Origin of the sequence: Collimonas fungivorans, assembly GCF_028292705.1 — a bacterium.
GTDB classification, from domain to species: Bacteria; Pseudomonadota; Gammaproteobacteria; order Burkholderiales; family Burkholderiaceae_D; genus Collimonas; species Collimonas fungivorans_B.
Window position 1 is genome coordinate 1 of sequence record NZ_JAQGLV010000234.1, and the last position, 10810, is coordinate 10810.

Below are 10810 nucleotides of genomic sequence, written 5' to 3' on the forward strand. Positions count from 1 at the left end.
GCCTACGCGGATTGCGCGGCTGGCATAAAATGAAGGGATTGTAGTGAATCGCCGCCTGCCGATACGGATCCGCCATGAATGCACATAAACTGCTGACTACCCTGTTTGAATACAAAGCCTGGGCCAACGACACCTTGTTCTCGACGCTTGCCGCCTTGCCGCTGGAATCCCACGAACGTGAAAAACATGACGCGGCGCGTATCTTGAACCATGTCTACGTGGTGGACCGGATTTTCGAAGCCAACCTACAGCGCCAGCTGCACGATTACAAGGCATTGAACACCACGGCGACGCCGGCTCTGGCCGACCTGCGCGCGGCGGTCCGTGAAACCGACCGCTGGCTGCTGTCATATGCCGATACGATATCGGAAGCCGAACTGGCAGAGATTGTCGAGTTCACCTTCGTAGACGGTTCGGCAGGCCGCATGTCGCGCGGCGAGATGCTGACCCACCTGATCACGCACGGCAACTACCATCGCGGCGCCGTCGGCCGCATCCTGTCGCAGATCGGCGTGCCGCCGCAACGCGATACGCTCACGGTCTTTCTGCACCGGCCGGAACATCTCCGGGCCGATCCGATATAAGGGATCCGGCGGCTGCGTGTTGATGACGCAGGCCGCGAGTTTACGCTCAGCCTGATCTCAGAAATTCAGCTTGGCGTTGAGCGTGAACTCGCGGCCGGCGCCGATATTGACGAACGGCGTGCCGGTGCAGCAGCTGGCGGTGTAATACGTCGAATCGAAGATGTTCTTGATGTTGAACTGCCAGTCCACCGATTGACCGCCGACCAAAGTGTTCCAGGACACGAAAGCATCCATTACGCGGCCGTAGGGCAGGTGGTAAACCTTGCCGGTGCCGTCGCCCACCGGCAGGCTGCTGAACACGCGGGCGCCGGCGCCGGCCCTGATCCGGCCTTCAACCGGGCCGACGCGCGAGACGCCAAAGTCACGCGTCAGGTACAGCGACGCCGAATGCTTCGGCGTGTTCGGCAGGGGATTTCCCGCCAGCTTGGGATCGTCGGCGTAGCGCGCCTCGGTGTAGGCGTAGCTGCCGACCAGGCTCAGGTCCTGGCTGATGCGACCGTTGGCGTCAAACTCCAGGCCGCGCGACCTGGCTTTACCGGCGTTGCGGGTGTAGTTGATGCCGCCTATGGTTTCAGTGGTCTGGATGTTGCGCTTCTGGATATCGAATACCGCTACCGTGGCAGTCAGGTTTTCGGTTTCCAGCTTCGAGCCGATTTCGTAGCCCTTGGCCAGTTCCGGCGGCAACTCGCCTATCGGCGTCGCAATCGAGGTATTCGGCTTGAACGATTCGCTGTAGCTGGCGTACATGGACCAGTCGGGCGCCAGCTTGTACACCACACCGGCGCGCGGCGTGGCGCGCCCGGCGGCGACCTTGCTGCCGACCACGAAGGGACGGCCCTTGCCGGTCAACTCATTGAAATATTCATAGCGCGCGCCGGCCAGCAAGATCCAGCGATCATTCAAGTGGATTGAATCCTGCACAAACACGCCGCGCGAAATCAGTTTGTCGGTCTGGTCGCTGTCGGCCGGGCTGATCTTGCTGCCGGCCGGCGTCAGCTGGCCGTAGACTGGATCGTAGATGTTGAACTGGGTGTTGCTCGGGCCGCGGTAGAGGTCGCCCAGCACCCGGTAGTTGCGCATGTAGTCGACGCCGCCGACGATGTCGTGGCGGATATCGCCCCAATTGAATTTGCCTTCCAGGTTCAGGGTCAGCGTATGCGCCGACTGCACGCCGTTCTGGGTGGAGTCGACGCGGCGGGTGGCGATGCCGGTGGCGTAGTTGACCGACAATACTCGCGCCTGCCAGTCGTTGTAGTAGCTGCGGCTGAAGCCGTAGCCGCCGTGCAGGGTCCAGTCGGCGTTGAGTTTGTGGTCGAAGCGCAGGTTGACGGCATCGGAACGGCCGGCCGAGACATTGTAGGCTTCGTCGAAGCGGCGGTCCGCAGGTACCGCAACCGGATTGCCGGTGCGCGTATCGATGACGGTGCCGCGGTCGATAGGCACCGAATAATTCATGTGTTCGTAGGCGAACGACAGCGTGGTGTCGCGGCCATACCAGGCCAGCGACGGCGCCACTACCGATTGCGTGGTTTCGCCGAAATTGCGCCAGTAATTGCTGCGCTGGTGGTCGGCGATCAGCCGGTAAGCCAGCCCGGAATCGCCGATCGGTCCGGTCAGGTCGATCTGTTCGCTGACGCCGCCATAGCTGGTGGTGCCGAGCGTGACCGAGCGCTGGTTTTCCAGCAGCGGTTTTTTGCTGATGACGTTGACCACGCCGCCCGGGTCCATGCTGCCGTAGAGCATGGACGACGGCCCTTTCAGCACTTCGATGCGTTCCGTGGTCGGCGTGAAATTGCGCGGCTGCACCGACAGCATGCCATCGCGCAGCATGGAATTGTCGCGGTTGTCGCCGAAGCCGCGCTTGATGATCGCATCCAGCGTGCCGCCCAGCGTATTGCCCATGTGGACGCCGGATACGGTATCCAGCGATTCCGCCAGGCTGCTCGGCTGGCGGTCTTGCAGGAACTGCGAGGTGACGACGCTGATCGCCTGCGGCACGTCAACCAGCGCAGCGTCGCTGCGGCTGCCGACGGACGCGCGCTTTGCCTGGTAGCCCTTTTCCGCCGCATCTTCCCGGTTGGCCTTGACGGATACCGTAGGCAGTACATTTTCACTGGCTGCCGCATCGGCATTTGCCTGCGTTTGCACATCGGCCGCGATGGCGCCATGCGTCAGCACGACCGAACATATTCCTATTAGTTGCTTTTTCAAAACTTTATCCTCGCCTGGCCATTTATTTTTAATAATAGGCGATATTATAAATGATAATCATTCTTGATTGGTGCGGTGAAAACATTTCCCGTGCTGCCGCTGACGCTTATCCGGCTTGCTTCTGCAGCCGGAAACGAAAGCGCGATTTGCCGCTCTCAGCGAGACACAAAATAGCTCTGTAGAATTAGCGGATGCAAGTCCCGCCGTCCCGCCGGCAAAACAAAATTCTCAAAGAGACCATCGTTAAAAGGAATATGTCAGTCATGAGTTATCACGCATCAAGCAAGCGCTACGACGAAATGCAGTACCGGTTCTGCGGCCGCAGCGGCCTCAAGTTGCCATTGTTGTCGATGGGACTCTGGCACAACTTCGGCGACACCACCTCGCTGACGCGCCAGCGGGAAATGGTGCACACCGCGTTCGACCTCGGCATCACCCATTTCGACCTGGCCAACAATTACGGGCCGCCGTACGGCAGCGCCGAAACCAATTTCGGCCGCATCCTGAAGGAAGACCTGCGGCCTTACCGCGACGAGCTGATCATCTCGACCAAGGCCGGCTGGGACATGTGGCCGGGTCCTTACGGACAAGGCGGCGGCTCGCGCAAATATGTGCTGGCCAGCCTCGACCAGAGCCTGCAGCGCATGGACCTGGATTATGTCGATATCTTTTATTCGCACCGCTTCGATCCGGAAACGCCGCTGGAAGAAACCATGAGCGCACTCGCGACCGCCGTGCAGCAGGGCAAGGCGCTGTATGTCGGCGTCTCGTCCTACTCGCCGGCCAAGACCGCGGAAGCCGCCAAGCTGCTGCGCGACTGGAAAGTGCCGTGCCTGATCCACCAGCCGTCCTACAACATGTTCAACCGCTGGATTGAAGATGGCTTGCTGGATACGCTGGAACAGGAAGGCATGGGCTGCATTTCTTTCACCGCGCTGGCGCAGGGACTGCTGAGTGACAAGTACCTGAACGGCGTGCCGCAGGATTCGCGCATCAACCGCGAAGGCGGCGGCTCATTGCAGCAAGCCCACCTGAGCCCGGAAAACCTGGCGCGGGTGCGGGCCCTCAACGAGATTGCCAAGACCCGCGGCCAGAGCCTGGCGCAGATGGCGCTGGCCTGGGTATTGCGTGATCCGCGCGTGACCACTACCTTGATCGGCGCCAGCAGCCCGGCCCAGATCCGGGAAAACGTGGCCGCCTTGCAGCGCCTGGATTTTACGAAAGAAGAGCTGGCTGCCATCGATGAGCAGGCCAAGGAAGGCGGCATCAACCTGTGGGAACGTTCGATAAAAGAACTGGCGCCGTGATGCCACGCGTTTGAGAACTGCCATCTTGCAGATATAAAAACGGGCGCCTGGGGCGCCCGTTTTTTCTTCTCCCCCTGATGCTTCGCCGCTAAATGAAAGCTGCCGCCTGCTGCATTGGCGCCGCCAGCAGGGCAGCCGGAACCTGGCTCGGCTGCCGGCGCTCGGTGCTGGGCGCAACGCTGAATACTTCACGATAGGTCTTGCTGAAATGGCAGGCGGACTGGAAGCCGCAAGCCACGGTAATGCTGAGTATCGACATGTCGGTCTGGCGCAGCAGCTCGCGGGCTTTGCGCAGGCGCAGCGTCAGGTAGTAATGGGTGGGCGACATGCCCATGTGTTCCTTGAACATGCGCTGCAGCTGGCGCGGCGACGAGTTAGACAACTGCGCCAGTTCATCCAGCGACAGCGGCTCCTCGATATTGGCTTCCATCAGCGACACCACTTCCACCATGGCCGGCCGCGCCGACGTCATGCGCACCGTCAGCGGCACCCGCTGCTGGTCCTTGTGGTCACGTACATGCTCCAGGATGAATTGATCGGCGATCGCTGCAATCGTGGTCTTTCCGACCTGGCTCGAAATCAGGTTCAGCATCAGGTCCAGCGGGGCGATGCCGCCGGTGCAGGTAATGCGGTCGCGGTCGATCACAAACAGGTCGGGTGCAAAGGAAATCGCGGGATAGGCGCGCTTCAGGCTCGACAGGTTTTCCCAATGGGTGGCGCAGGTGTAGCCATCCAGCAGGCCGGCCTTGGCCAGGGCGAAGGCGCCGGTGCACAGGCTGCCCAAGGTCACGTCCTGGGTCGCCAGGTATTGCAGCAAATCCAAAGTGGCGGGGTTGACCGCGGCGTCGATATCGGTGCCGCCGCAGACGAACACGACATCGGCGGCCGGGCATTCGTCGGCGCGGATGGTGGTCACGGAAAGGCCGTTGCTGGCCGTTACGGCGCCGCCCTCTGGGCTGACCACGGACCAGCGGTACAGGATGGTTCCTTCCAGGTAGTTTGCCATCCTCAGTACCTCGATGGCGTTTGAAAACGCCAGCATCGTGAAGTTGTTGAGCGGCATGAAAGCAAAATGGGTGAAAGAAGTACTGCTTTTAGACATGACCTGCTCCGTTGGCAAACATCAGCGATGGACAATGTAACGTTGAAACGACTGAACAACAAATGCTTTCGGTTGTGCGTCGCAATAAGCATGCCAAGCCGACCAGATGACTTATTTTCAACGCTTTTTCAACGCTTGCAGCGGGTAGGAAAGAGGAAAAAGGACGCTATCCGCAGCGGGGAAATTCCGTTTCCCAGCCCCTGCCGGAGTCCGGTTTCATAGGCTGTGCAGGCGCAAAAAAAATAATGCCGGCAATCCCGCTTTTTGTGCACGTGATCCATTTCGGCGCAAGCGGCCGCCCAGGCGCGCTCTGTGGCCGCCAGGCCGCCGGAAAACGGCGCTTGGCTAAAAGTGACAGCGATGTCGCAAATTGAAAGGTTCCCGTCAGATCAAGTCAATAGCGGGGAAGGGGCTGGGACAAAATGGTGTCAACCAACGGACCACTCACGACATCCTCTCTTTCCCGGACATATACAAATGACACTTCCCGCATTTTCCCAGTCGCTGGCCGAACGCGACGCCGCTGTCAAACAAGCCATCGGCCTTGAACTGGAGCGCCAGCAAAACCAGATCGAGATGATCGCTTCGGAAAACATCGTTTCGCGCGCCGTGCTGGAAGCGCAGGGTTCTGTATTGACTAATAAATACGCAGAAGGCTATCCGGGCAAGCGTTATTACGGCGGCTGCGAATTCGTCGACCAGGTGGAAACCCTGGCGCTGGACCGGGTCAAGCAACTGTTCGGCGCCAAATACGCCAATGTGCAGCCGCATTCCGGCGCCCAGGCCAACGGCGCGGTCATGCTGGCGCTGGTCAAGCCGGGCGACACGGTATTGGGCATGTCGCTCGACGCCGGCGGCCACCTGACGCACGGCGCACGGCCGGCGATGTCGGGCAAATGGTTCAACGCCGTGCAATACGGCGTCAACCGCGATACTTATCTGATCGACTACGACGAAGTGGAAGCGCTGGCCAAACAGCACAAGCCGCGCCTGATCATCGCCGGTTATTCGGCTTATCCGCGCCAGCTCGATTTCGCCCGTTTCCGCGCCATTGCCGACAGCGTCGATGCATTGCTGATGGTCGACATGGCGCATATCGCCGGGCTGGTGGCTACTGGCCATCACCCAAGCCCGGTGCCGCATGCGCATGTGGTCACTTCGACCACCCACAAGACTTTACGCGGTCCGCGCGGCGGCTTTGTGCTGACCAATGACGAAGACATCGCCAAGAAAATCAATTCCGCGGTGTTCCCTGGCTTGCAGGGCGGTCCCCTGATGCACGTCATCGCCGGCAAGGCAGTCGCTTTCGGCGAGGCGCTGGAGCCGGAGTTCAAGCAATACATCGCCAACGTGGTGGCCAACGCCAAGGCGCTGGGCGAAGTGCTGCTGGCCGGCGGCGTCGACCTGGTGACCGGCGGCACCGAAAACCATCTGCTGCTGGTCGACCTGCGGCCCAAGGGCTTGAAGGGCACGCAAGTGGAACATGCTCTGGAACGCGCCGGCATTACCTGCAACAAGAACGGCATCCCGTTCGATACCGAAAAGCCGACCGTCACCTCCGGCATCCGACTCGGCACGCCGGCCGGCACTGCGCGCGGCTTCGGCATCGAGGAATTCCGCACCGTCGGCCGCCTGACTGTCGAGATCTTCGATGCGCTGGCGAACAAGCCCGAGGGCGACGCCGAAGTCGAGCAGCGGGTATTGGCTGAAGTGCGCGCGCTGTGCAAGCGTTTTCCTATCTATTAAACCGACATGGAGCACGGCATGAGCAACCTGCATCAGCAAAGCCTGGTCATCGACGGCCTCAACATCTCCAAGTGGGAGCGGCCGGTATTCGAAGACATGAAGAAGGGCGGCCTGAGCGCCGTCAACTGCACCATCTCGGTCTGGGAAAATTTCCAGGGCACGGTCGGCAATGTGGTCGACATGAAGAATCTGATCCGCGACAACGCCGACTTGCTGACGCTGGTGCGCGGCGTCGAAGACATCAAGCGTGCGAAAAAGGAAGGCCTCACTGGCGTCATCCTGGGTTTCCAGAACGCCCACGCGTTTGAAGACAACCTCGGTTACATCGAAGTATTCGCGGAGCTGGGCGTGCGCGTGGTGCAGCTTTGCTACAACACCCAGAACCTGATCGGCACCGGCTGCTATGAACGCGACGGCGGCTTGTCCGGCTTCGGCCGCGAAGTGATCGAAGAAATGAACCGGGTCGGCATCATGGTCGATCTGTCGCATGTCGGCGGCAACACCTCGACCGAAGCGATCCTGGCCTCGAAGAAACCGGTCTGTTATTCGCATTGCCTGCCGTCCGGCCTGAAACAGCATCCGCGCAACAAGAGCGACGAACAGCTGAAATTCATCGCCGACCATGGCGGCTTCATCGGCGTCACCATGTTCCCGCCTTTCCTCAAGCGCGGCAGCAGCGCCAATGTCGACGACTACGTGGAAGCCTTCGACTACATCATCAACCTGGTCGGCGACGACTGCGTTGGCATCGGCACCGATTTCACCCAGGGTTACGGCAAGCCCTTCTTCGAATGGCTGACGCACGACAAGGGCCGCCATCGCCGCCTGACCGATTTCGGCACTGTGATCAATCCGGAAGGTTTCCGCACCATAGGCGATTTCCCCAACCTGACCACAGCGATGGAGCGCGCCGGCTGGAAAGAGAGTCGCATCCGCAAGGTGCTGGGCGAGAACTGGCTGCGGGTGTTCGGCGAAGTCTGGACCGCTTGAGCACGATACAACATACCGAGGAGTAGCAATGCAACCCCAATTGCCGATTGAAGTCGACGCCGCCACAGGCGTCTGGACTACCGACAAACTGCCGATGCTGTATGTGCCGCGCCATTTCTTCACCAACAACCATACCGCGGTGGAAGCGGCGCTGGGACGTGACGAATATGCACAGATCCTGTACCAGGCCGGCCACAAATCCGCCTATTTCTGGTGCGAGAAAGAAGCCAAGCAACACGGCATGTCCGGCCTGGATGTCTACCAGCATTACCTGAAGCGCCTGTCGCAGCGCGGCTGGGGCTTGTTTTCTTTTTCTGAGGTGGACGCGGCCAAGGCCAGCGCCAGCATCAAGCTGCTCAATTCATCGTTCGTGCTGCAGCAGCCGGAAGCGCACGGCAAGCTGTGCTACATGTTCGCCGGCTGGTTCGCCGGCGCCATGGACTGGGTCTCCGATACCACCGGCAATCCGCTGCGCTCGACCTGCAGCGAAACCCAGTGCGGCGGCGAAGGCCACGACCATTGCGTGTTTACAGTCACGGCTACAGTCACGGCAGTTGCTGCTTAGGGATAGAGACAGACCATGCGTTATCCGACTTTGTTTTCGCCGTTGACCCTGAACCAGGTAACCCTGCGCAATCGGGTGGTGAGCACTGCCCACGCAGAGGTATACGCGGAGGCAGGCGGCTTGCCGGGCGAACGCTATATACGGTATTACGAAGAAAAGGCCAAGGGCGGCCTGGGCCTGGCGATTTGCGGCGGTTCCAGCACGGTGTCCATCGACAGTCCGCAAGGCTGGTGGAAATCGGTCAACCTGACTACCGACAAGGTGATCGAGCCGTTGTCGCGGCTGGCGGAAGCCATGCACCGGCATGGCGCCAAGATCATGATCCAGGCTACCCACATGGGGCGCCGCACGGCATGGCATGGCGAGAACTGGCCGCACCTGGTCAGCCCTTCGGGAATACGCGAGCCGGTCCATCGCGGCAACGCCAAGATCATCGAAATTGAAGAAATCCGCCGTATCGTCGCTGACTTTGCCGCCGCTGCCAAAAGGGTCAAGCAGGCCGGCATGGACGGCATCGAGATTTCCGCTGCCCACCAGCAGTTGATCGACCAGTTCTGGAGTCCGCGCGTCAACCAGCGCACCGACGAATACGGCGGCAGCCTGGAAAACCGCATGCGCTTCGGTATCGAAGTGCTGACAGCGGTGCGGGAAGCGGTCGGCAGCGATTTCTGCGTCGGCCTGCGCATGTGCGGCGATGAATTCCATGAAGACGGCATCGACCACGAAACCGCCAAGGAAATCGCGCAAGCGATGTCAGGTAGCGGTTTGATCGACTTCCTGAGCGTGGTCGGCTCTGGCGCCGATACCCACAATACGTTGGCCAACTGCATGCCGCCGATGGCCTTGCCGCCGGAACCGTTCGTGCACCTGGCGGCCGGCATCAAGGCGGTGTCCAAGGTGCCGGTGATGCACGCGCAAAGCATACGCGACGCCGGCCAGGCGGAACGTATACTGTCCTCCGGCATGGTCGACCTGGTTGGCATGACGCGCGCGCAGATCGCCGATCCGCACATGGTGATCAAGATCCGCGATGGCCGCGAAGACGAAATCAAGCAATGTGTGGGCGCCAACTACTGCATCGACCGCCAGTACAACGGACTCGACGTGCTGTGCGTGCAGAACGCCGCGACCTCGCGCGAACAAAGCATGCCGCATCAGATCGTCAAAAGCCGCGGGCCGAAACGCAAGGTGGTGGTGGTCGGCGCCGGCCCGGCCGGGCTGGAAGCGGCGCGGGTGGCGCGTGAGCGCGGCCACGAGGTGGTGCTGTTCGAACGCAGCGATGTGGTCGGCGGCCAGATCAACCTGGCGGCCAAGGCGCCGCAACGCGAGCAGATGGCCGGCATCGTGCGCTGGTTCGACATGGAAACCAAGCGCCTCGGCGTCGACCGCCGGCTGGGCGTGAATGCCGACGAAGCGATGATCATGGCCGAACAGCCGGATATCGTGGTGCTGGCGACCGGCGGCAGCAACTACACCAGCCAGGTCGCGGCCTGGGGCATCGCCGAGGGTTTGTCGGTCAGTTCCTGGGATATTTTGCAGGGACGCGTAGCGCCTGGCAAGAACGTGCTGGTGTACGACGGCATCAGCACCCACGCCGGTTTCGGCGTTGCCGATTTCCTGGCCAGCCGCGGCAGCCTGGTGGAAATCGTCACGCCCGATGTCAAGATCGCCGACGATACCGGCGGCACCACTTTCCCGATTTTCTATCGCCGCCTGTATGCGCAAGGCGTGATCCCGACGCCGAATTACTGGCTGGACCGGGTCTACGCCGAAGGCGACAAGAAAGTCGCAGTGCTGCGCAATGAATACACCGAAGTGCAGGAAGAGCGGGTGGTTGACCAGGTCGTGATTGAAAACGGCATCCTGCCCAACGATCATTTGTACTGGTCGCTCAAGCCGCAATCGCTCAACCGCGGCCAGATCGACGTCAACAAGCTGTTCGCCGCCGAGCCGCAGCCGGCGCTGGCGGAAACCCTGGGCGACGGCCGTTTCCTGCTGTTCCGGGTCGGCGACTGCATCTCCATGCATAACATTCATGCGGCAATCTATGATTCGCTGCGCCTGTGCAAAGATTTCTGACCATGGACGCTTCGGCCTCTTCGTTGAATCACCTCATCACCGTCCTGTTCTGGCTGTCGGCTGCGGGACTGTCTGTCGGCCTGGCGCGGCGGGCTGCCCTGTGGCGCGCCGGCCGCGAGGCTTCGGTATCGTGGCTGGGCCTGCTGGCGATTCCAAAACGCTATTTCGTCGACCTGCACCATGTGGTGGCGCGCGATCCCTACATCGCCCGCACCCACGTGGCGAC

9 protein-coding genes are annotated in these 10810 nt (G+C 61.0%); 7 read left to right on the forward strand and 2 right to left on the reverse strand.

What is annotated here, in order from left to right; genetic code table 11:
• The first annotated feature begins 74 nt into the window (after nucleotides 1-74).
• Nucleotides 75-584: a DinB family protein gene (locus JWQ61_RS13335; protein ID WP_304360952.1), complete on the forward strand. Its 510-nt coding sequence runs from the start codon at nucleotides 75-77 to the stop codon at nucleotides 582-584.
• A gap of 57 nt (nucleotides 585-641) precedes the next feature.
• On the opposite strand, the gene JWQ61_RS13340 is transcribed toward JWQ61_RS13335, so the two are convergent.
• On the reverse strand, nucleotides 642-2795 hold the full coding sequence (locus JWQ61_RS13340; RefSeq protein WP_304360953.1) for a TonB-dependent siderophore receptor: 2154 nt from the start codon (nucleotides 2793-2795) through the stop codon (nucleotides 642-644).
• 263 nt (nucleotides 2796-3058) lie between these two features.
• Between JWQ61_RS13340 and mgrA the strand changes: the two genes are divergently transcribed.
• A complete protein-coding gene (mgrA, locus tag JWQ61_RS13345) occupies nucleotides 3059-4102 on the forward strand; it encodes an L-glyceraldehyde 3-phosphate reductase (protein ID WP_304360954.1) in 1044 nt (347 codons plus the stop codon).
• An 88-nt stretch (nucleotides 4103-4190) separates the two neighbouring features.
• Here mgrA and JWQ61_RS13350 read toward each other — a convergent pair whose 3' ends face one another.
• A complete protein-coding gene (locus tag JWQ61_RS13350; protein WP_304360955.1) occupies nucleotides 4191-5204 on the reverse strand; it encodes a GlxA family transcriptional regulator in 1014 nt (337 codons plus the stop codon).
• Nucleotides 5205-5681: 477 nt separating this feature from the next.
• On the opposite strand from JWQ61_RS13350, the gene JWQ61_RS13355 reads away from it, so the two are divergent.
• From JWQ61_RS13355 to JWQ61_RS13375, 5 genes are all read left to right on the forward strand, one after another.
• Nucleotides 5682-6950, forward strand: coding sequence for a serine hydroxymethyltransferase (locus JWQ61_RS13355; RefSeq protein WP_304360956.1), 1269 nt, complete (start codon nucleotides 5682-5684; stop codon nucleotides 6948-6950).
• Between the two features lie 18 nt (nucleotides 6951-6968).
• Complete coding sequence (locus JWQ61_RS13360) at nucleotides 6969-7940, forward strand: dipeptidase (RefSeq protein WP_304360957.1); 972 nt, start codon at nucleotides 6969-6971, stop codon at nucleotides 7938-7940.
• A gap of 28 nt (nucleotides 7941-7968) precedes the next feature.
• Nucleotides 7969-8505, forward strand: coding sequence for a DUF5943 domain-containing protein (locus JWQ61_RS13365; RefSeq protein WP_304360958.1), 537 nt, complete (start codon nucleotides 7969-7971; stop codon nucleotides 8503-8505).
• Nucleotides 8506-8520: 15 nt separating this feature from the next.
• Entirely contained in the window at nucleotides 8521-10584 is a 2064-nt protein-coding gene (locus JWQ61_RS13370) for an NADH:flavin oxidoreductase (RefSeq protein WP_304360959.1), read from the forward strand.
• A gap of 2 nt (nucleotides 10585-10586) precedes the next feature.
• Nucleotides 10587-10810, forward strand: a 224-nt coding sequence (locus JWQ61_RS13375) for a DUF3483 domain-containing protein (RefSeq protein ID WP_304360960.1), incomplete at its 3' end; no start/stop codon positions are given.

Bases quoted from the DNA above. Each gene is read 5' to 3' on its own strand.
- JWQ61_RS13370 (WP_304360959.1), top strand. From the start codon at position 8,521: ATGCGTTATCCGACTTTGTTTTCGCCGTTGACCCTGAACCAGGTAACC.
- JWQ61_RS13335 (WP_304360952.1), top strand. From the start codon at position 75: ATGAATGCACATAAACTGCTGACTACCCTGTTTGAATACAAAGCCTGG.
- JWQ61_RS13355 (WP_304360956.1), top strand. From the start codon at position 5,682: ATGACACTTCCCGCATTTTCCCAGTCGCTGGCCGAACGCGACGCCGCT.
- JWQ61_RS13365 (WP_304360958.1), top strand. From the start codon at position 7,969: ATGCAACCCCAATTGCCGATTGAAGTCGACGCCGCCACAGGCGTCTGG.
- mgrA (WP_304360954.1), top strand. From the start codon at position 3,059: ATGAGTTATCACGCATCAAGCAAGCGCTACGACGAAATGCAGTACCGG.
- JWQ61_RS13360 (WP_304360957.1), top strand. From the start codon at position 6,969: ATGAGCAACCTGCATCAGCAAAGCCTGGTCATCGACGGCCTCAACATC.
- JWQ61_RS13350 (WP_304360955.1), bottom strand. From the start codon at position 5,204: ATGTCTAAAAGCAGTACTTCTTTCACCCATTTTGCTTTCATGCCGCTC.